This window comes from Acinetobacter sp. P1(2025) (assembly GCF_051390655.1).
In the GTDB taxonomy this organism is placed as follows: domain Bacteria; phylum Pseudomonadota; class Gammaproteobacteria; order Pseudomonadales; family Moraxellaceae; genus Acinetobacter; species Acinetobacter junii.
This window is the reverse complement of record NZ_JBPKBJ010000052.1, coordinates 1-21,535: the sequence shown is the minus strand read 5'-3', so window position 1 is coordinate 21,535 and position 21,535 is coordinate 1. Positions and strand designations below refer to the sequence as shown.

22 protein-coding genes and 1 pseudogene are annotated in these 21,535 nt (G+C 41.6%); 3 read left to right on the top strand and 20 right to left on the bottom strand.

The window, feature by feature from the left end; genetic code table 11:
• Positions 1-115: 115 nt before the first annotated feature.
• From ACSC97_RS13015 to ACSC97_RS12995, 5 genes are all read right to left on the bottom strand, one after another.
• Positions 116-889, bottom strand: coding sequence for an enoyl-CoA hydratase (locus ACSC97_RS13015; protein ID WP_005085779.1), 774 nt, complete (start codon positions 887-889; stop codon positions 116-118).
• 21 nt (positions 890-910) lie between these two features.
• Positions 911-2,038 carry an acyl-CoA dehydrogenase family protein gene (locus tag ACSC97_RS13010; RefSeq protein ID WP_436661334.1) on the bottom strand — a complete coding sequence of 376 codons (1,128 nt, stop codon included), beginning with the start codon at positions 2,036-2,038 and terminating at the stop codon, positions 911-913.
• Between the two features lie 11 nt (positions 2,039-2,049).
• Entirely contained in the window at positions 2,050-3,699 is a 1,650-nt protein-coding gene (locus ACSC97_RS13005) for an AMP-binding protein (protein ID WP_436661332.1), read from the bottom strand.
• Between the two features lie 82 nt (positions 3,700-3,781).
• A complete protein-coding gene (mmsB, locus tag ACSC97_RS13000; RefSeq protein WP_436661330.1) occupies positions 3,782-4,672 on the bottom strand; it encodes a 3-hydroxyisobutyrate dehydrogenase in 891 nt (296 codons plus the stop codon).
• Positions 4,673-4,685: 13 nt separating this feature from the next.
• Positions 4,686-6,203: a CoA-acylating methylmalonate-semialdehyde dehydrogenase gene (locus tag ACSC97_RS12995; protein ID WP_112987156.1), complete on the bottom strand. Its 1,518-nt coding sequence runs from the start codon at positions 6,201-6,203 to the stop codon at positions 4,686-4,688.
• A gap of 165 nt (positions 6,204-6,368) precedes the next feature.
• Between ACSC97_RS12995 and ACSC97_RS12990 the strand changes: the two genes are divergently transcribed.
• Positions 6,369-7,250, top strand: coding sequence for a LysR family transcriptional regulator (locus ACSC97_RS12990; protein ID WP_406517936.1), 882 nt, complete (start codon positions 6,369-6,371; stop codon positions 7,248-7,250).
• A 75-nt stretch (positions 7,251-7,325) separates the two neighbouring features.
• Here the strand turns inward: ACSC97_RS12990 and ACSC97_RS12985 are convergent, their stop codons facing one another.
• The 4 genes from ACSC97_RS12985 to ACSC97_RS12970 all read right to left on the bottom strand — a co-directional run bounded on the left by ACSC97_RS12985 (position 7,326) and on the right by ACSC97_RS12970 (position 11,705).
• Positions 7,326-8,759: an amino acid permease gene (locus ACSC97_RS12985; protein WP_004956756.1), complete on the bottom strand. Its 1,434-nt coding sequence runs from the start codon at positions 8,757-8,759 to the stop codon at positions 7,326-7,328.
• Between the two features lie 191 nt (positions 8,760-8,950).
• On the bottom strand, positions 8,951-9,310 hold the full coding sequence (locus ACSC97_RS12980; protein ID WP_004956761.1) for a RidA family protein: 360 nt from the start codon (positions 9,308-9,310) through the stop codon (positions 8,951-8,953).
• Positions 9,311-9,320: 10 nt separating this feature from the next.
• On the bottom strand, positions 9,321-10,424 hold the full coding sequence (alr, locus tag ACSC97_RS12975) for an alanine racemase (RefSeq protein WP_004966994.1): 1,104 nt from the start codon (positions 10,422-10,424) through the stop codon (positions 9,321-9,323).
• 24 nt (positions 10,425-10,448) lie between these two features.
• A complete protein-coding gene (locus ACSC97_RS12970; RefSeq protein WP_004966992.1) occupies positions 10,449-11,705 on the bottom strand; it encodes a D-amino acid dehydrogenase in 1,257 nt (418 codons plus the stop codon).
• Between the two features lie 136 nt (positions 11,706-11,841).
• Between ACSC97_RS12970 and ACSC97_RS12965 the strand changes: the two genes are divergently transcribed.
• On the top strand, positions 11,842-12,309 hold the full coding sequence (locus ACSC97_RS12965) for an Lrp/AsnC ligand binding domain-containing protein (RefSeq protein WP_004665270.1): 468 nt from the start codon (positions 11,842-11,844) through the stop codon (positions 12,307-12,309).
• 67 nt (positions 12,310-12,376) lie between these two features.
• Here the strand turns inward: ACSC97_RS12965 and ACSC97_RS12960 are convergent, their stop codons facing one another.
• The 8 genes and pseudogenes from ACSC97_RS12960 to ACSC97_RS12925 all read right to left on the bottom strand — a co-directional run bounded on the left by ACSC97_RS12960 (position 12,377) and on the right by ACSC97_RS12925 (position 18,877).
• Positions 12,377-12,745: a ribonuclease E inhibitor RraB gene (locus ACSC97_RS12960; protein ID WP_004907196.1), complete on the bottom strand. Its 369-nt coding sequence runs from the start codon at positions 12,743-12,745 to the stop codon at positions 12,377-12,379.
• 133 nt (positions 12,746-12,878) lie between these two features.
• Positions 12,879-13,357: pseudogene (locus ACSC97_RS12955) on the bottom strand (GNAT family N-acetyltransferase).
• A gap of 23 nt (positions 13,358-13,380) precedes the next feature.
• A complete protein-coding gene (locus tag ACSC97_RS12950) occupies positions 13,381-14,004 on the bottom strand; it encodes a class I SAM-dependent methyltransferase (protein ID WP_125272121.1) in 624 nt (207 codons plus the stop codon).
• A gap of 95 nt (positions 14,005-14,099) precedes the next feature.
• Positions 14,100-14,765 carry a pseudouridine synthase gene (locus ACSC97_RS12945; protein ID WP_004956772.1) on the bottom strand — a complete coding sequence of 222 codons (666 nt, stop codon included), beginning with the start codon at positions 14,763-14,765 and terminating at the stop codon, positions 14,100-14,102.
• A 180-nt stretch (positions 14,766-14,945) separates the two neighbouring features.
• A complete protein-coding gene (locus ACSC97_RS12940) occupies positions 14,946-15,398 on the bottom strand; it encodes a hypothetical protein (protein ID WP_436661324.1) in 453 nt (150 codons plus the stop codon).
• Positions 15,399-15,970: 572 nt separating this feature from the next.
• Positions 15,971-16,858, bottom strand: a complete 888-nt coding sequence (locus ACSC97_RS12935) for a DMT family transporter (RefSeq protein WP_020899790.1) — start codon at positions 16,856-16,858, stop codon at positions 15,971-15,973.
• A gap of 173 nt (positions 16,859-17,031) precedes the next feature.
• The gene (locus ACSC97_RS12930; protein ID WP_436661322.1) at positions 17,032-17,979 is read right to left on the bottom strand and encodes a carbon-nitrogen hydrolase family protein; all 948 of its coding nucleotides are present in this window, start codon (positions 17,977-17,979) and stop codon (positions 17,032-17,034) included.
• A gap of 82 nt (positions 17,980-18,061) precedes the next feature.
• On the bottom strand, positions 18,062-18,877 hold the full coding sequence (locus ACSC97_RS12925; RefSeq protein WP_436661320.1) for a helix-turn-helix transcriptional regulator: 816 nt from the start codon (positions 18,875-18,877) through the stop codon (positions 18,062-18,064).
• 68 nt (positions 18,878-18,945) lie between these two features.
• On the opposite strand from ACSC97_RS12925, the gene ACSC97_RS12920 reads away from it, so the two are divergent.
• Positions 18,946-19,305: a DUF962 domain-containing protein gene (locus tag ACSC97_RS12920; protein WP_042893579.1), complete on the top strand. Its 360-nt coding sequence runs from the start codon at positions 18,946-18,948 to the stop codon at positions 19,303-19,305.
• Between the two features lie 65 nt (positions 19,306-19,370).
• Here the strand turns inward: ACSC97_RS12920 and ACSC97_RS12915 are convergent, their stop codons facing one another.
• From ACSC97_RS12915 to ACSC97_RS12905, 3 genes are all read right to left on the bottom strand, one after another.
• The gene (locus ACSC97_RS12915) at positions 19,371-19,949 is read right to left on the bottom strand and encodes a DUF4126 domain-containing protein (protein WP_129261118.1); all 579 of its coding nucleotides are present in this window, start codon (positions 19,947-19,949) and stop codon (positions 19,371-19,373) included.
• A 125-nt stretch (positions 19,950-20,074) separates the two neighbouring features.
• Positions 20,075-20,218 carry a zinc ribbon-containing protein gene (locus ACSC97_RS12910; RefSeq protein WP_004665293.1) on the bottom strand — a complete coding sequence of 48 codons (144 nt, stop codon included), beginning with the start codon at positions 20,216-20,218 and terminating at the stop codon, positions 20,075-20,077.
• Between the two features lie 141 nt (positions 20,219-20,359).
• Positions 20,360-21,412, bottom strand: coding sequence for a DUF4238 domain-containing protein (locus ACSC97_RS12905; RefSeq protein WP_436661317.1), 1,053 nt, complete (start codon positions 21,410-21,412; stop codon positions 20,360-20,362).
• Positions 21,413-21,535: the final 123 nt, after the last annotated feature.

Genomic DNA, 21,535 nt, shown 5'->3' with positions numbered 1-21,535 from the left:
TTGGCAGAAGAAATTATTTAGACCAATGATCAAAAACTTCATTGATGACTTTATTCTCGATAAAAATCATCTGCTACCACAGAGAGTCTATAAATAATAGTGCGTAAGTCCTATCTTATTGATTTTTAAAATTTGCCTGCCGCTTTTCTACAAATGCTTGCATGCCTTCTTTTTGGTCCGCAGTGGCAAAAATAGAATGGAACATGCGTCGTTCAAATCGTAATCCTTCGGTCAAATTGACTTCGAAAGCTCGATTAATGGTTTCTTTCAGCATCATGTTTGCGGTCAGAGAACGTGTCGCGATTTGTTCAGCGGCTTGTAGGGTTTGTTCGAGTAGGTCTTCTTTGTTGAATACACGTGCAACCAAACCACTTAACTCAGCTTCTACTGCACCCATTTGTCGTGCGGTGAGGCACATTTCCATGGCTTTGGCTTTACCAATGGCATGGGTTAAACGTTGTGTTCCACCAATTCCTGGAATTACGCCCAAAGTCACTTCAGGTAAGCCGAACTTGGCATTATCAGCGCAGTAGATAAAGTCACACATCAGTGCCAATTCACAACCACCACCCAAAGCATAGCCACTCACCGCAGCAATCAAAGGTTTACGGCGTTGGGCAATACGATCAGCAAGATGGAAAAAATCATCAAAATAAATATCAGGAAAATTTAGCTGTGCCATTTCCTTAATATCCGCGCCGGCTGCAAAAGCTTTTTCTGAACCTGCCAATACGATACAACCAATCTCACGATCCTTTTCCAGTTGGTCGAGGGCTTGATTCACTTCACTGATCAATTCACTGTTTAGCGCATTTAAAGCTTTAGGACGATTGAGGGTAATTAACCCTACACCATTACGCTTTTCCAATAAAATAGTTTGCCACTGCATCATTCAATCCTTGTTTGAGTTTTATAGACTACGTGCGATCACTAAACGTTGAATATCGCTAGTACCTTCATAAATCTGACAAATTCGTGCATCACGATAAATTCGCTCGATTGGAAAATCTTTCAGATAGCCATAACCACCAAAGACCTGTAAGGCACTTGAACAAACACGCTCTGACATTTCAGAAGCAAATAATTTGGCCATCGATGCTTCATTCAAACAAGGCTGACCCGCTTCTTTGAGACGTGCAGCATAATGAACCAGTTGTCGTGCAGCTTCGATCTCTGTTGCCATACTGGCAAGGCGGAAGGCAATCGCTTGATGCTCGAAAATTGGTTTACCAAATGTCAGACGTTCTTTGGCATAGTGCGTGGCTTCTTCTAAAGCTGCACGCGCCAAACCCACTGCTTGTGCTGCAATCCCGATACGACCACCTTCCAAATTGGCAAGTGCAATTTTCAGACCCTCACCTTCTTTACCCAACATCAAACTTTTATGCACACGTACATCGGTCAAAGCAATCTGACAGGTATCCGAAGCATGTAAACCTAACTTTTCTTCGACACGAATGACCTCATATCCAGGTGTATCACGTGGCACGAGAAAGGCACTAATACCCTTTTTACCTGCGCTTGGATCAGTCACGGCAAAGACGATAATCACCCCTGCATTATGACCGGAAGTAATAAACTGTTTTGCACCATTCAGAATATAATCATCACCATCTTTAACTGCGCGAGTTTTGATGGCTGCAGCATCCGAACCCGTATGGGGTTCAGTTAAAGCAAATGCACCGATCATTTCGCCTTGAGCTAAGGGCTTTAAAAAACGTTCTTTTTGCTCGTCATTACCAAATTTTAAAATGGGTACACAGCCCACCGAATTATGCACGCTCATAATGGTCGAGGTCGCACCATCTGCTGCTGCGACTTCTTCGAGTGCCAATACATAGGCCAAATTTCCCGTACCTGACCCACCCCATTGTTCTGGGACGAGCATCCCCATAAAACCAAGCTGCCCCATCTGCGCCAACGCAGCTTTGGGAAAGGTGCCATCTCGATCCCAATCACTGGCATTCGGTTTAATTTGTTCTTGGGCGAAACTTTTCGCCATATCACGAATTAACAATTGTTCTTCGGTAAATTGCATTGTTATTTCCCTTACCCTGCTTTTGCTTGTTGCTTAGCAATTTCCTGATTACGCAATAAAAAACGTTGGATTTTACCACTTGGCGTCTTCGGCAACTCGGTGACAAACTCCACTAGACGTGGATATGCATGTGCAGAAAGACGTTTTTTCACAAATTGGCTTAATTCTTCTGCCAAAGCAACCGTAGACTGCACGCCTGCCGCTAAAATAACAAAGGCTTTAACCAGTTCGGTACGATCTGGATCAGGCACACCAATCACTGCGGCTTCAATTACCGCATCATGTTCAAGCAAAGCACTTTCAACATCAAATGGACCGATACGATAACCAGATGTGGTGATCACATCATCGCTACGCCCTACAAAACTCATACTGCCATCACTATGTAACTCAGCGGTATCGCCTGTTAAGTAATAATTGCCAACAAAAGGTGATTTACGGCTTTCTTTATAACCACCAAACCACATCATTGGCGACTGGCTGATATCCACCGCTAAAATTCCAGCGGTGTCTGGCGGAAGCTCTTCGCCTTGCTCATTGACCACGGCAACCCGATAACCCGGACTTGGAAAACCTGCCGCACCTGCACGTATTTCATGGCTTAAACCGTGATGGTTACAGACCACCATACCCACTTCAGTTTGTCCGTAATGATCGTAAATCGGCGCATCTAAAACTTGTTTGAACCAGCGAATCACTTCTGGATTCAGTGGCTCACCTGCACTACTGACCACACGAAACTGACCTTTTAACGGCGCCATTTGTGCTGGATCAGCAGCCATCATCATACGATAAGCCGTTGGTGCACCTGCCAAATTGGTAATTTGATAATCCTTGACGATTTGACACAAACTATCCGTACTGAATCCACCCTCGTAGAACAAAGTCGCATGTCCCAAGAATAACGGCCCCGTAATCGCATAATACAAACCATAGGCCCAACCCGGATCAGCAATATTCCAAAAAGCATCATCTTCAGTTAAGCCAATTGCATCTTGCATATAGCGACCAAATGCAATCAAGGCTTTTAGTGGAACTTCGAGCGGTTTGGCAGGTCCAGTGGTCCCTGAGGTAAACATCAATAAGAACGGATCGTGCAAATTGCGCATGACTAATTCACATTGATCAGACTGCTGATTCAACTCCTGCCAAAAATTAAAATCGCTGGCTTTGAGCACTGAACCTTCTGTATCAGCAACGGTTACGATAGCTGGGGATTGTTCAACTTCATCGAGCTTGCTGCGATTGCCCACATCCGTGACGACTAACTTGCTTTGTGCAAGTTGAATACGATGCTCAATCGCTTTCGGCCCAAAAGCCGTAAACAGCGGTTGATATACGGCTCCAATTCGCCATGCGGCTAAAATCGTCACGATCAGTTCAGGCGTTCGTGGTAATAAACCCGAAATACGATCACCTGCCTGTACACCTTGTGATTTTAGAAAATTGGCAAATTGACTGGACCACTGTTTGAATTGCGCAAAAGTATATTGTTCCTTACGCCCATCTTTGCCTTGCCAGTACAAAGCAACTTTTTCACCGTCTACATGTCGGTCACAACACTCAAAGCATGCATTGAGTGCATCCAACGAACCTGACAACATTTGTTGAGCCGTATTTTCAAAATCAAATGCGTTTGCCACATCTTTATAATTCAACATCTCTATTCTCTCAGTCTGGATTTGTAGTTATTTACGACAGAGTTGCATTTATTGGTTTACAAGCCATCCTATGGCTTGATGTTTAAACTTGGTCTGGTAGGTATTGCTGGATAATGCTGGAGAAATCCAAATGTGCATTTCCACGCATACACATCTGCTGATACATCTGCTGTACTATGCCACCTAACAAAATAGGCTGTTTGACCTGACCTGCTGCCTCGACTGCCAGACCTAAATCTTTCAGCATCAGTTGTGTCGCAAAACCATCTTGATAGCCACGTGAAGCAGGTGCATTTTCATTGATATGTGGCCATGGATTACAAATCTCTGAACTCCAGCAACGACCACTTGAGGTGTTCACCACACCCGCCAATGCTTGTGGGTCGATCCCCAATTTGGCACCCAATGCCATGCCCTCTGCCACAGCAGCCATCGAGATTCCAAGAATTAAGTTATTGCAAATCTTGGCAATTTGTCCTGCGCCAACCTCGCCACAATGAATGACATTCTTGCCCATGTGGCTGAGCACAGGTTTGACTTCCTCAAAGGTCTGATCATTGGCACCCACCATAAAAGTGAGAGTACCTGCTTGCGCGCCAATGGTGCCACCCGACACAGGCGCATCACAGATGTGAATATTTTTAGTTTGCGCAAGCTCAGCGATATCTTTGATGGTCTGCGGGTCAATGGTACTGCTATCAATACACAATGCCCCTGCCTTCAAGACTTCCAACACGCCCTCCTCACCGAGGTAAACCTCTTTGACATGCTTAGCTGCTGGTAACATGGTGATCACCACATCTGCTTGTTGGGCTGCTGCTTGTGGACTGTCGCAGACCACACCACCCGCTTCAGCAAAGTACTGATTCGCCACTTCACTGAGATCATAACCATAGACTGTAAGTCCTGCTTTGAGCAGGTTATGGGCCATTCTGCCACCCATATTCCCAAGACCGATAAAGGCGATATTCATCCCTGATTCCCCCTTAACGTAAACTAATGGTGGTATTTACACCGCCAACTTCATGGCTATCTTCAAACCAACGACTGGTAATGGTTTTGGTCTGCGTATAGAACTGTACCGCTTGCTTACCATAAGGGCCTAAATCACCTAGCTTTGAACCACGCGAACCTGTAAAGCTAAAGAATGGCACTGGCACAGGAATTGGAATATTGATCCCCACTTGACCAATATCAATTAAGTTTTGGAAGGTACGTGCTGTCGCACCACTTTGAGTGAAGAGTCCAACACCATTACCAAATGGATTGGCATTGATCAGCTCAATCGCTTCTTCTAAAGTATCAACAGAAATAATTGCTAATACAGGGCCAAAGATTTCTTCTTTATAGATGCGCATGTCTGTGGTCACACCATTAAAAATGGTCGCTCCGACAAAGTTACCTGACTCATAACCTTTAACTTGCACATCACGACCATCAAGTAACAGCTCTGCGCCTTGCTCCACACCACTATTAATCAAATCAATCACACGCGCTTTGGCACGTTGAGAAATGACAGGTCCGATATCTGTATTCGGCTCATGTCCTGCATTAACTTTCAAGGTTTTGGCTTTTTCAACCAACTCTTGAACCCATTGCTTACTTTCACCTACCATCACAGCAACTGAAAGTGCCATGCAACGCTGTCCTGCAGCACCAAAAGCCGCACCGACCAAAGCATTGAGGGTTTGTTCTTTATTAGCATCAGGCATCACTACCACATGGTTTTTTGCACCCATCATCGATTGCACACGTTTGCCATGTTGCCCTGCGAGGTTATACACATGCGTACCCACCGCAGTTGAACCGACAAAGGAAATCGCTTTAATGTGTGGATGTGTACAGAGACGATCGACTACTTCTTTGCCACCATGAACCACATTCAACACACCAGCAGGTACACCTGCTTGAATCGCAAGTTCGACCAACATCATCGTGGTTAATGGGTCTTGTTCAGAGGGTTTGAGTACGAAGGTATTGCCACAAACAATCGCCATCGGGAACATCCACAATGGAATCATGGCTGGGAAATTAAATGGAGTGATGCCCGCACAAACACCCAAAGGCTGTTGCAAAGTATAGGTATCTACACCACGTGCTACACCTTCGATGTACTCGCCCATTTGCAAGGTACCGACAGAACAAGCGTGCTCAACCACTTCTAAGCCACGCTGGATATCACCTTCTGCATCGGCTAAGGTTTTGCCTTGCTCAGCGGTCAGTACTTTCGCGATCTCTTTCATATTGGCACGAATCAAGTCTTGTAGCTTCAGCATAATGCGCATACGTGCTTGAATCGGTGTTTGACGCCAAGTGGCAAAAGCATCTTGTGCAGCTTGAATCGCTGCATCCACTTCCTGCACTGTTGCAAAAGGCACACGACCGATGACTTCCTGTGTCGCAGGATTGACGATATCTTGCCAGTGTTGGGTTTCAGACTCGATCAACTGTCCATTAATGAGTAGCTTAGCTGTGTCCAGCTCGATTTTCTGGATTGTATTCATAACCTCTCCATAGGCCTATTTTTATTGTGTTCAGATGTTCGAAAATAGCGATTCGTCGTATTTTCTTTTTTTAACATTTGTTTGAGACTAGCAAAGAATGCTTTGACCACCAACGCAAATTCATGCACGATTGATGTGCAAATATGCACAGGGATGACAATAACAATGAAAGTGGATTGGGATCATCTACAGTTTTTTCTGGTTTTAGCGAGAACCAAAACCTTGACCAATGCAGCACGCATTATTGGCGTGGAACACAGTACCGTAGCTCGACGGATTCAAGCATTAGAGCAGGCTTTAGGCATGACTCTGTTCAAGCGTGAAGCATCAGGTTATGAACTAACGATGGAAGGATTAGCCCTTGTTCCGCAGGTTGAGCAAATGGAACAGGCCTTTCTTCAGATTGAGAAACCGCATCAACCTTTGCAAGGTCGTGTGCGAATTGGCACACCTGAAGGATTTGGTACCGCATTTCTTGCACGACTATTAGCAGAGTTTTCGATTCACTATCCTCAACTCACCATTGACCTGATTCCTGTGCCGAAGATGATTAAACTCTCGCATCGTGAAGCGGATATTGTGGTGTCTATTGATCGACCAACGTCTGGACCTTATATCATCACGCGACTGTCAGATTACTCATTAAAGATTTATGGCAGTCAAAACTATCTGTCACAACATCCACCAATTCGTGGATTAGAGGATTTAACCCAACACCGTTTTGTTAATTATATTGATGATTTAGTCTATAGCCCTGAGCTATATTGTCTAGAACGCTTACCCTTAAAACTCACTGCAAATTTTCGCAGTAGCAGTATTTTGGCACAGCAAATCGCAGTCAGTGCGGGTGCTGGATTAGCAATTTTGCCGAAATTTTTAGCCCATGATAAACCTGAACTTCAGGATATTTTAGCTGAACAAGTACGTTTTAATCATACTTTCTGGATGCTTACCTTTGTAGATTTACAGCATGAGCCACGGATAAAACTGGTCTGGGATTATTTACGTAAACAGGCAGATAAATATCAGCATTTATTGGTTGATTAATACTTCTCAGCGTAGATATAAAAAGAGCCGATCTAGTTAGACCAGCTCTTTTTACGGGAGAAGCAAATGAATCGATTAAGCCAATTCACGTCCAAGTTTACGCATACGTGGTTTGTATAATACTTGATAGGTCACCGCTAAAATCACCACCCACAACGGACTCACATACAGCGCTTTCAGCGTGTCAGGTTCGAGTGCCAAAATCACCAAAGTGAACAACAAGAATGCGATCACCACATAAGACATGAACACGCCACCTGGCATTTTAAATTTAGATTGTTCATGTAACTCTGGGCGTAATTTGCGATAGCGGATATAGCAAACCATGATCAGGCTCCATACGCTAATGAACAGGATCACACAGAGCGAACTTGCCAAAGTAAAGGCTTCCATGGTGTTCGGGACAAAATACTGAAGCACAGCTCCACCCATGATAAATACACATGAGAAGATCAGACCATTTGCTGGCACTGCACTTTTGGATAAGCGACTAAATGAATTCGGCGCCTGACCATCTTTAGACAGACCAAACAACATACGACTGGTAGAGAAAACACCACTGTTCATCGACGACATCACCGAAGACAACACTACTAAATTCATGATGATCGCTGAGGTCACAATCCCCGCATTCAGGAATAACTCAACGAATGGGCTTTTATCTGCGCGAATTTGATCCCACGGTGTCACAGCCATCACCACCAATAAAGCTAAGACATAGAACAAAATAATACGAATCGGAATCGCATTAATCGCTTTGGGAAGATTCTTATGTGGGTCTTTGGTTTCTGCCGCAGTGGTTCCAATCAGCTCCACACCGACAAAGGCAAAAACAGCAATTTGGAAACCAGCTAAGAAGCCATCAACACCTTTCGGGAACATACCACCATGCGACCAAATATTATTTAGCGAAGCCACTGTGCCATGAGGTGCGGTAAAGTGGCTAAAAATCATATAGCCCCCAACCCCAATCAAACCAATAATCGCCAAGATTTTAATCAGTGCAAACCAGAACTCGACTTCACCAAACAATTTGACCGTAAGTAAATTCAACGCCAAAACGAACAATACGCAGCCCGCACTAATCAGCGCCTGTCCTATTGGAGTAAAGGTCGTTCCATCAGGCAGCCAAAAACCCAGATAATTAATCACGGCGGCTAAGTCCGCAATACCAACCAAGACCCAACCTAACCAATAGGTCCAACCCAAATAATATCCAGCCCACGGTCCAATCAGATCGTGTGCCATATCGACGAAAGATTTGTACTGTAAATTGGCAAGCAACAATTCACCGAGTGCTCGCATCAAAAAGAAGAACATGCCACCAATAATCATGTAAATAAACAAGATTGATGGACCAGCAAGGGAGATGGTTTTTCCTGAACCCATAAACAGTCCAGTCCCAATCGCGCCACCAATAGCAATCAATTGCAAATGGCGATTGGAAAGTTTTCGTTGTAAGTCTTGAGGTGCATCATCACCTGAAGACTGATTATGTATCACCGTCATAAAAAAGTTCCTTTTTACTACTTCCTAAAATGAATCGGTCGCTAATTTATGAGCTTAACCAGCTGTCCTTTATAAATGACCCATTCATTTTGACTGCAAGAAAATACGTATTTGCCTTGCTTTTATCTATGACAAATACGTTACTTTTCTTCTTTTTTAATCTCATTTAAACAAAAATAAAGCGATTCACTTTATTTTTGTGCTGCAATCACTGCAATTTCAATTAACCAATTTGGATTGACCAAATCAGCTTGAATCGTAGCGCGTGATGGCGCCACACAGTCTTTTAACCAATCAACATAGATCGCATTGACCTTAGGAAAATCCGCTAGGTCTTTGAGAAAAAGTTGAACCGAAAGTAAACGTGATTTATCGCTATTTGCGGAGGCTAACAATTGCTCGATCGTTGCCAATACATCACGCGTTTGTCCTTCGATATCTAAATCAGGATTTTTAGGCACTTGTCCTGATAGATACACCACCTGATTAAAAACCGTGACTGCACTCATCACTTCGGTGCTATTGATTTTCTGGATATCTGAATGTGACATGATGACTTCCTTAGTCTTGAGTGATAAATGGAACTCGTGCAGTTACGCCACACATAAGTTCATAGCCAACTGTGCCTGAGGCTGCTGCAACATCATCAATAGAGAGTATTTGTCCTGTTTTTGATGTTCCCCAAAGCACAACTTCACTGCCAATTTCAGCATTCGGAACTGGCGTTAGATAGACTGCCAACATATCCATACTGACTCGCCCAATGGTTCGGGTACGGATTCCATTGACTAACACGGGCGTGCCTGTAGGAGAGGTACGCTGATAACCATCTGCATAACCACACGCGACAATACCAATCGTCATCGCATGTGCAGCTACGAAACTTGAACCATAACCTACACTTTCATTAGCATTTAGCTGTTGGATCGCGATCAATTCACTGCGCAAACTCATGGTCGGCGCAAGTCCCCAATCTTGGATACTATGCTTCGGATAATCGGGAGAGCTACCATACAGCATGATGCCGCCACGGACATAATCGGAGTGTACTTGCGAGGGATATCTGAGAATGGCAGCACTATTACTCACCGATCTTTCGCCAGGTAAGTCCTGAATGGTGCTTTCAAATTCTGCGAGTTGATATTCAACCCCAGCTTGACCAAAACGTTCGCCATCAGCATCAGAGAAATGCGTCATATGGGTGATGTTGGAAACATTATTGAGGCGTTGCAGATGTTGCCAGATTTTTCGGTATTGTTGAGGCTTGAAACCTAGACGGTTCATGCCACTGTTCATTTTTAAGAAAATATCAAACTGGGCTGGATAGATATGCTGCTGTATCCATTCGACTTGATGCTCGCTATGTACCGTGAAACTCAACTGATATTCAGCACAGTCAAATAAATCCTGTGGCGAAAAAATTCCTTCCAGCAATAGGATTGGACCTGTCCAACCTAATGCACGCAAACGTTTCGCTTCATCTATATCAAGTAAAGCGAAGCCGTCCGCAGTTTTTAAAGCATCGTAAACTCGTTCGATTCCATGTCCATAGGCATTGGCTTTGACCACTGCAAACACCTTGCTGTCTGGAACAGAAGTTCTCACGACCTCAAGATTTTGGCGCAAAGCCTGAGTATGGATGACCGCAGTAATTGGGCGAGGCATAATCAACTTCCTTGTATAATCAAATTATGCCGCGTGTGAATAACGCTGGATCGATAAGCCATCCGTACTAATCTCGGTACGATGATTCATCACTAAATCACTAATCAATTTGCCTGAACCACATGCCATGGTCCAACCTAAAGTGCCATGCCCCGTATTTAAGAATAGGTTCTTATATTTGGTTGCACCAATAATCGGTGTGCTGTCTGGTGTCATTGGACGTAGACCTGTCCAGAATGATGCTTGTTGTAAGTCACCACCTGGGAATAAGTCTTGGGTAACCATTTCCAAAGTTGCACGACGATCATCATTCAAGCCCAAGTTAAAGCCACTTAATTCCGCCATACCACCCACACGGATACGTTGGTCGAAACGTGTAATCGCGACTTTATATGTCTCATCTAAAACCGTTGATTGCGGAGCAAATTTTGGTTCAACAATTGGAATCGTCAATGAATAACCTTTCACTGGATAAACTGGCAGATTCAATTGCAATGGTTTTAAGAAATCGCGTGAATAACTACCAAAGGCAAGTACGAAACGATCAGCCGTTAAAATCGCACCATTGACCATCACGCCTTTGATTTCATCACCTTCTACGATCAGTTGCTCAACATTTTGATCGAATTTAAATTCGACACCTAAGTCCTGCGCTACTTTCGCCAAGGCATTGGTGAATAAATAACAATCACCCGTTTCATCATTCGGCAAATGTAAACCACCGACTAATTTATCGGTGTGTGCCAATGCTGGTTCTACACTGCCCAGTTCTTGAGCATTGAGTAAATTAAAATCAACACCACATTCTTTCAGTACTTGAATGTCACGTTGCACTGCTTCAAGCTGCGCTTCATTACGAAATACCTGTAAGGTACCTTTGGAACGATTTTCGTAATGAATACCTGTTTCACTTCTGAGTTGACCCAAACAATCACGACTATATTCCGCCACACGCATCATGCGTTCTTTGTTGACCGCATAACTTTGAGGATTACAGTTTTTCAGCATCTGTGCCATCCACTGAAGCTGCCACATGCTGCCATCTATATTAATGGCAAGTGGTGCATGATGTTGGAACATCCATTTTACTGCTTTGAATGGAATCCCTGGTGCAGCCCAAGGTGTTGAATATCCTGGCGAGATTTGCCCAGCATTACCAAAACTGGTTTCTTTTGCTGGACCAGACTGACGATCAAGTACAGTCACTTGGGCACCTTGTTGCGCAAGATAGTAAGCACTTGCTACACCAATAACACCACTTCCTAAAACGATGACGCGCATAATAGGTCCCTCTCGCCCACTAGTTTATTTAACTAGTATATTTTTGCTTCAATAGTTTTTTTGACTGTTTTATGGCTATAATCTAGGTAATTTAATGTTTTTATCGCGGAAAAATTAAAATAAAAGGGAATAATCTATGCGTAAATTAGACCGTATTGATCGCCTGATTTTAGACATTCTGCAACGTGAAGGGCGTATCGCGATTAGTGAGTTAGCTTCACGTGTGAACTTATCTACCACGCCTTGCTCAGAACGCGTCAAACGATTGGAACGTGAAGGTATTATTATGGGCTACTACGCTCGACTTAATCCTGCGCATGTTGATCGTAGCCTGTTGGTGTTTTTGGAAATCAAACTGTCAGCAAAATCAGGTGATGTCTTTGATCAAGTAGCTCGAGATTTAGTCGATATTCCTGAGGTCTTGGAATGTCATCTAATATCAGGTGAGTTTGATTATTTAGTCAAAGCTCGACTCAAAGAAATGAGTGCTTATCGACGTTTATTGGGTGATTTACTGAAAAAACTGCCTGCTTCGGCATCATCCCATAGTTATGTGGTGATGGAAGAAGTCAAAGAAAGTCTTTACTTAGATGTGAGTAAATAAAATTAGATGTCGTAGGATGCACCATTAAAAATATTTCAGCCTGCAAACACAGGCTGAATATGTATCATTATTCGTCTTCATCATCATAGATATAGCTCATACAACCCCATCCGTCGTATTCACCATCAAACTCTTGTGCAATCCGCGTCATCCACTCTTCTAAATCTGCAATATCTTCATATTCCAACATCATATTGACGTGAATATTTAACACCCACAAATCCGATCCATCTGAATGCAATTCTTCTTGATACAGTGAAATTTTTTGCTCTTGATGCAACAGATGCAATGCACACTTTTCTGCTTGTTCTTGCTTTTCAAATACAATTGAAAATTCGACTTCATGCGGTTCACTGAGGTCATTGCCATCTTCAACCATTTGCCAAAGCACATTACCATTGTCATTATCAGGAAATTGCTCGTAATCACGTGTCATTTGAATATCCTTTGTTGTCGTTTCAGTTTAATTATTTGGCTATAGATTAACCTATTTTTATGTCAGTTTTTAGACGCATGAAGATCATTATTGTAGTGAAAGCATAAATGATCTTCATGTCGATCTTCGATAGCTAAACTGTCAACTCGATGGATAGAACAACTTGATCGATACAACGGATTCCATTTTCATAAATCGGCTCAGGATAGTGTTTAAACACATCTCGCTCATGTATGACATACGAAAACCACACTTCTGATATAGAGCCAACTGATCAAAACTTGAGTTGCCTGTTTTAATCAAAACAGTGCTGACCGAAGATTGCTATGCATTTTCTATCGCATGTTTAATCAATGATTTGGCTAGACCAAAACCTCGATGCTCTTTGGTGACGGCTAAATTGATAATCTCCGCTTCATCCCCGCGTTGTAATAAACATAATTCTGCAATTACATCCCGACGATCATTGGAAATCACAAAGATTTTTACTTCTGATAGATAAGTTAAAACATGCTGCCAATCTGGATCGGCTTCAAGTAGTAATTTTTTTAATTGCGCTTGAGTCAAAGTTGGAAAACCAGCCCACTTTAACTCGTTGATACACGAATACATAGTTAAGAACATTATTCCTTGTTTTATTTTTTTCGCAAGAGTAGATAACTAAACTTCTGTTCATTTCCCGCTGGGGTGATATGAACTTCTTTCCCCTCTTCCACCACATCAAATGCAGATTGTCCAAAGAAATGTATCAGCTCTTGTGTGCTGTAGCGTTGCACAGGCAAACCACTACACTTCAATGCTCCATCTTCTGCAAAGGTTGAGATCACTAGATAACCACCTGATTTCAGCGCAGCAGTTACTTTTTGCAAATAACGCTGCTGATCGTTGTGCTCTGTCAAAAAATGAAAAACTGCCCGATCATGCCAAAGATCAAATTGGTGATCTGCAAACTCAACCTCGACTATATTCGCAATAAGCCATGTCACTTTGTTGGCAAGTTCTCCCAAGCGTACCTGACTTTTTTGTAACGCAGCCTCTGCCAAATCTAAAACTGTGATGTGTTTAAAGCCTTGTTCTAAAAGCTGATCAACTAAAACTGAGGCGCCACCCCCAACGTCTATGATTTCTGCCTCAGGGTTGAGTTGCGCTTTTTGGATCAATCGCAAGGAGGTCGAAGCCTGAGCTTGGAACCAACTGACTTCTTTAGGATCTTTGGTGGAATAGATGGTTTGCCAATGCTGGGTTAATGGTTGACTCATCGGGCATCTCACAAAACATTATATTTTTTTATAATCTATTATAAATCCATCCACATGCCTAGCTTAGCTACACTTATTTCACCTTAGCTTACATTTTAAAATGGAATCACCGATTTAATTTCAACGAGATGTTGTTGTAAAGGATGCTGAAAAGACAAGAATGCAGCATGTAATGCCATACGTTTTAAATGAAATTTGGCAGGCTCAGGATGATAAAGTTTATCGCCCATGATTGGATGTCCAATATGCATCATGTGCACACGAAGTTGGTGTGAGCGACCTGTAACGGGTTCTAGTCGCACACGACTTTGATCAGTTTCAACATCGTAATCCATCAATTGAAACAGTGTCTTGGCTTGCTTACCCAACTCGAAATGTACGATTTGACGTGGACGATTTTCCCAATCTGTAATCAATGGAACATCGACACTGCCTTCAGCCTGAATTGCACCTTGTACCAAGGCCTCATAATATTTTTTAACGGTACGCGCTTGAAACATTTTACTCACGGCGACCTCTGCATCACGATGCTTAGCAAACATCAGTAAACCTGAAGTGGCCATATCTAAACGGTGCGTTACTTTAGCCGTTGGATGGAGATCCAATACACGCAAATACGCGCTGTCATGATGTTCTGGTAATCGCCCCATCACGGACAATAAGCCCGCAGGTTTATTGACCACGACCAAATCCTCATCTTCGTACATGATCTCAAGAGGTTCTTGGGGAGGTTGGTAAATAAAATGATCGTTTAAAGGCATAGGAAGCAAACAGATTGAATCAAGCGAGCAGATTATAACGACAACGGATAGAAAATCGACCCATTAAAAAAATCACAACCAGCGGATCGCTATTTTTTATCCTTGGTTTATCTAAAATAAAACCCTGAATAAAATGTCTTTATTCAGGGTTTATTCGATTGTGTTCAGGAAAATTAAAAGTTAAGACGCTGTCTTCATCGATTTATTTAAGCTGTCACGATAAAGTGCTTCTAACTCCTCAACCTCACCATTCATAAACGCGATGAGATATTCTTTGGCACGGTTCAGTGTCAGGTGATTAAAGGAAATCGTATCTTTGGCTTTGCGGGTGACCAATCCAAATACATCCTTTCTCGAAATCAGAACAGGAATATCACTATCCAATTTAAATTCAAGTTGCTGGGATTGAGCATAGGCATCCAAAATGATACGGACACTTTGTCCTGTATATTCATTCGTTACGATAAAACTGGTGCTTGTACCATCCAGTTGTAACTGACGGACCATTTGTTGTCGCCATCCCATTTCATCAAACTTACGAATGATCGTCTCTGCGTCAAACATACCCAAATGAGCAGCATCATTTCTGTTGGTTTGATGGGGATAACGTATTTTCAGATCGAACTCGTTCATTATTTTTCTGACCTATTCCAGTATGATCATATTTTGATTTTTCGCTTTTAATGGCATTATATCACTTTGTTTTTTAATATAAAAATATCAACTTCTATTCATATTTTTTGAATTTAAAGATGTGTTTCACATTCGAATTTGCTTTTATTGATCTAGTATTTATTATTTTTAATGTTTTCGTCATATTCTGTTTAGATTAATTTTTTAGGGTATCAAGGGAAAACATGTTGTTTACTTCAACACCTATGACTTTGTAAGCCATAACCTTTGCCTATAAACTTTTGATCTATAGCGTCCTAAGCCGAATCGAGACCTTTTGGGTTCGTACACACTTGCTTTATAAGCCTCGGTGCATGCTACTCTTTTCGATCCCTTTCACACCCTTGAGACATAGTTTAGGCAGATCGGGATGGGATTGTTTTCCTAAAAAATGGTATTTTTCGCCACAAATGAAATAGTTTTGCATACCAGATTCTAAAATCAGAATTATTTCCCATTCCAATAAATAATAACTAATTTAAATTCCGATATATTCAAATTTACATGTTTATTTTTTCATGAGCTTATAAAGTTTAAGCCCAAATCACCATAATCGCAGCCACGATCACCAACCACAAACCCAAATGATCAGTTCTTGCCAATTTTTCCTTAAAGAAAAATGCAGAGATCAATAAACTAAATAAAATCTCGACCTGACCCAGTGTTTTCACGATTGCCACGGTTTGCATACTCATCGCACTAAACCAACCCAATGAAGCAAGAAAACTACAGACACTCACTTTGAAAGTCAGTCCAAGACGTTGCCACATTTTGTATAAAGTCTGACGACTGAAAATACCAAGATATAGCAACAATATAATGCACTGAAAACTAATCAAGCTACACAGCACCCATGCGGCACGATGTAGAAATGGCAACATGCTCAACTCTAAACTTGCTTCACGCACCAACAATGAGGTGATGGCAAAACACAAACCACTGCCTAAACCGATCATCAATGTTTTCATTGAAAGTTCAGTATGTTGTCTGCCTTTACTCAGTAAAAATACCGCGACTGCACCAATCGAAACACCCACCCAGCCCCATGCTGTTAAATGCTCTTGTAAAAACAGTACACCGACCAATGCCGCTAAAATAGCTTCACTTTTGGCGAGTCCGACCCCGATTGCATAATTCTTTTGTTGAAATAATTTGACCATTAAAGCCGTTGCATAGATTTGGCTAATCCCTGCGATCACCACATAAAACCAAAATTTATTAGAAAAACTAACTTCAACACTGACAGGCTGCTGAGCATAAAGAATGACGATATAACTAAAAGCAAAAATCGGTGCAAATAGAAAGCGTGCCAATGTCGTGCCATAAACATCGACTGTGGTGCTGAGTTGTTTTTGAAATGCATTGCGCCACGCCTGCATAAAAGCAGCCATCAAGGTAAATAAAATCCAAGTAAACGCCATCATCAACCATGCACACTCAAAATGTGGGTGTAATTTACTCGCTTGAAGATGATTTTTCGAGCTTTGATTGAGAAAAATACTGTCTTTGCAACTCAGAAGCGATGGGTAAGATCACCCTGCCATCGCTGTATGTTGAATGAGAAGCTAGCTTTAGTTTACTTCAACTGTTTTTGTCAAGGAAACTTTTTTAGGCGATGTCTCACACGATACATCAGTCCGCCATGAAGATTGCCGACATGCCATGCTAATTTTGAAGTCAGCGTCATGTCAGGAATCCAATAACTAGATGCTAAAGGCTCGACAGGTTTAGGGTCAGCCATTTCTATTTCTGCGGCGATATAGCCCTCACCATCGGCTAAACTCATACGCGCTAAGACATTTCCAGCCGCATCACAAATTTGCGTTTCGCCCACCATTTCAGTTAACCATTTGACATAAGGTAACAACGGCATATCACTCAAGATTTCGCCGACATGAGCGGCATGCACTACGGGAATACCTGTTAAGCGTGCCATTTGCGCAGGTAGTGCTTCACGTTGTTGTTTATAAATTTCATGTTCACGACGCATCCAAGTACCCAACAATCCATACCAATTGATCGGCATCGAATACCAACACATTGAACCTAAAATCAACTGTGCATGTTGTTCTCGAACACGCTTGGCGGTACGGAACCTTGCCCACTCCCAACCTGAGAGCAATGCAACCTTACAGTTCAAGCTACTTGAATCCACAACTCCATTATCCGAACCACCGCGATAAAAATTTTGCTCCCATGCAGTTGGAATATCTTTGTCATGCAGATGATAATCGCCATTCCGCTCCACCATGACATAAGTACCATAGGTATGCCCGTCACGAATTGCCACGAAGCCCCCTGTGATCACCACATTCAATTGCTTGGCTAAGCGAATTAGAAGCTGTAAGGGCTGACCCTGTAATGGTTGTGGCGTCAGCAAAGCTTGTGGTGAATAGACATTTGGAGAAGTCATCGACTCAGGAAGTACGATCACATCAGGCGTATGCTCTTGATATGCCGCTAAAATCAATTGTTCGAGTTTTTTTAAATTTGCTTCAATCTGTCCTAACTGCAATGCAGGTTGAATGGCGACGATTTTCATATCTATCATTCTTCTGAGTGTTCATGAAAATCTTAGCATCGAATCTTAGAAATACTTTGACCGAACTCTTTCAATGCTTAGTTTATTTTTCGTTAGCGTCATCGCTGATAAAAATCGTATTGGCTTTCAACATCGACGGCGCAAAATCCACCATACGACGTAAAGTTCGGGTGAAATGGGCTTGATCTGAAAAGCCTGATTCAACTGCTATCTCAATCAAAGTTTTGCCCTGCATCCACAGCTTGATGGCATAGCGGATACGCAACCACAAGATATATTGCCGCATGGATAGTCCGAGTTGCAGACTAAACAGATGCATCAAGCGTGACTCTGATAGTCCAACCTGTAGCGCAACATCTGCGATAGTTGGAATTTGATTGGGTACACAGCGTTTGATGTATTCACATGCCAGTTGAATTCGTTGATCCCATGGTAAAGCCAATAATGGCTGAGGATTGAGTACCAATAACACATCCATCAGCAATTGCTTTACTTGTTCTAAGCAGAGTTGAGCAGTCGTCAATTGCTGAAACTGTTTTTGAAAAGATTGAAGTCGATCAGCAGATAATGAATTAAATGTCTGTCCATTCAATAAAGGATGCAGATAAGCATAAAGAACATAATCGGGATCAATCAAAATCGCAATATAAGGTTGATTCTGTGAATCGGTACTGTGACTAATATTGGGTGCCATCACTACAACTTCATGATAGTTCGCAGGCTGATCTTCAACGACCAATGTGAAAGCAGTGCCCAAACCGATTTGTAATAGTGCTGGAAAATGCGCGTGTGCTTTATTCAAATGATCTTGAGTCACATACACAATCACGCCATCCCACGCATAGACCAAGCTTTTATGCGGTGTGATCGAGTCTAACTCCATGTGTTGAGATAGCATATTCGTTCAAGACCATTTCGGTTGGAGTGTTCAAAATGAAGACGACTTTAAACGAAAGGAATAGTCGTATGTCTCACAATACTCAAGAACTGATGAAAAACAATACTGTGCAGATGGAAGCCAGTGAAGTTCGTTATAAAACCCTTGCTGAATTTTATCCTTTTTATCTTTCGCAACATGAAAATGCGACTTGCCGTCGTCTGCATTTCGTGGGGACAAGCTGTGTGATTGGTATCGCTGCTGCATCTGTTGCAACTGGAAATGCCAAATTACTTTGGGCTTTGCCTGTAGTGGGATATGGCTTTGCGTGGGTAGGTCATTTCTTTTATGAGCATAATAAACCTGCAACCTTTAAGCAGCCATTCTTTAGTCTCGCCTGCGATTTTATTATGTATAAAGATATCTTATTAAAACGTGTGAAGTGGTAATACATATAGGAAACTTAGGTTATAAAATTAGGTCTAAGTTTCCTGATTGTACTGAATTTAAAAACTCACGATGTTGAATGACTGATCTTTTCTTGTTTTTTTTGGCTCACCCAACGTGCAACCACAATCACGAGAATAATCACAAATACCGTAATCACAACAGGCATCACAAATGCCAAGATCGACAAGACAATTGAGCCAATCAACTCACCCGTTGCCACTACAAAATTCCCCAGTCCACCAGTGGTTGCAGTTGAAACGCCACGTGCAGCTACCGTGCTCATTTGCACCACACCTGCTGTTCCGCCACCCACGATCAGCGCGGCTGCCCACGTCGCAAACTGTGACATTTCTCCACTACTGACTGCCATCGTACTGAGTGTGCCTGCCACTACAGCAGCAGGCGTAGCGATGGTATCCAAGAGATTATCGACCCACGGCACATAGTAAGCTGCGATTTCACAGATGGTTGCAAATCCAAGTGCAGCGCATACGGCAGGGATCGCTAACCATTCAAAACCTTTTGCAGGTTCATACCAGCCCATCAGGGTTGCGATGCTCATCACCAATAAAGGAACAAAGACACGAAAACCAAAGGCTGCGCTTAATCCTACGCCGATACAAAGTCCTAAAATTGTTTCCATCTGGGCTTTCCTTATTTTTGTCAGATATAGCTATCTTGTTATTTCATATTTTACAGTAACAAAAAAGCCCTATCGAGTGACAGGGCTTTCATCAAAACAGTGGGTAACTGTTTGGTGTTTGCGGCTTAGGCATTCTTACTGTTGAATTGATTGCCAAGGCATTTGGTACACGGAGGTAAACGATCAGTACCAATTTCTAAATAAGTGCGATGTCCGCATTGGACACAAAAATAGAAGCCAGTTCCAGGTCTTTCGCCAGCAGTAACCATCTTTGTTCTCCATAGATTTTAGAAATGGTTCATATACTATAGCGTGATAGTTTTGATTATTTATTGACCTTTCTGACGAGTGATGATGGCATTCCAGCCAAAAAATACAAAATATTACATGCTTCTTTACCTTAATTTTTCTTATATTGTAAGATTAAGAATTGAAAAAATTTCATCAAAACTCTTAGCTTTACTCAATTGTTTAATGCCGTCCTCACTTGATAATCTTTTGAAACGTTTTTCATTTAATTTTTTATAATTCTGCTGTGATTTTTGGCGCGATTTCCAAAATTTCTTTGCCATTTTATAATTAAAAAATGGTGGTGGTGGAAAATTAGGAGTTTGATCAAGAGCACCAGAAAATAATACTCCGGCATTATTTTTCCCTTCATTTTTCAATTCAACGTGACATGTGAATTTTGTTATCACCCTACCAGATCTCTCTTTTAAAATCTCAAGACTTTCTTTTTGATTAGAATAAACACAAGACTCTGCATTTAAAAATTGCAAATAATTAAAATATTTTACCATTTCAACATCAGCATCTAAGGTTTTATTTTTATTAATTAACCTATCAATCAAAGGGTCAAAATTGTAGACTTCTCTTTCAAACAATAAAACTAATAATTTATTGCTCACTGGATAAGCTACAATTAATCCTTTCGAAAGAGTTCCTGTAATACCCTTCTCTTTAAAATTAACCATGAAAGGATTTAAATATACAACTGGTGCATCTGAAAAAACAAAATCTAATTCAGATTTATTATTTAATATCAAATAATCTAAATCACTAAGTTGCCAACTTGCATTTTTCAACATACTTAATTGCCTTAAGTGCCATTGCTTTTCATTCACCTCAAAACTTTTTAAATCATTCTGCTGTAACCATTTTTTTGCATCTCCTTCATTACCAACATTATCATGAAAATCAGTGAAAGCTTCGACTGTTTGCCATGTGCTTCTCATAAGTTGTCGACTTTTAGCAGTTCTTGAATGCTGAAATAAAATACATTCTATAATTTCTTTTTTTTGCTGTTTATCTATTATTTTTTCATCTAGAAATTTATTTAAAGCTATTCTATTTGAGTTCTCAATTATACAAATTTTATTCTCGACCTCAGAATCACCATAAAAATATGGCAAAGAAGACTGATCGGAAATTGAACACTTATTAATAATCCTTTTATCATTCACTAACAATAATCTCTGTACACGACAAATTTCATAGGGTCCTTGTCCTATCAGGCTTTTTCTTTCTTAAAATTGCGAGCACTTTCTTAAATTCTTCTTTTTTTCCAAAACCAATCAAACGTAGAA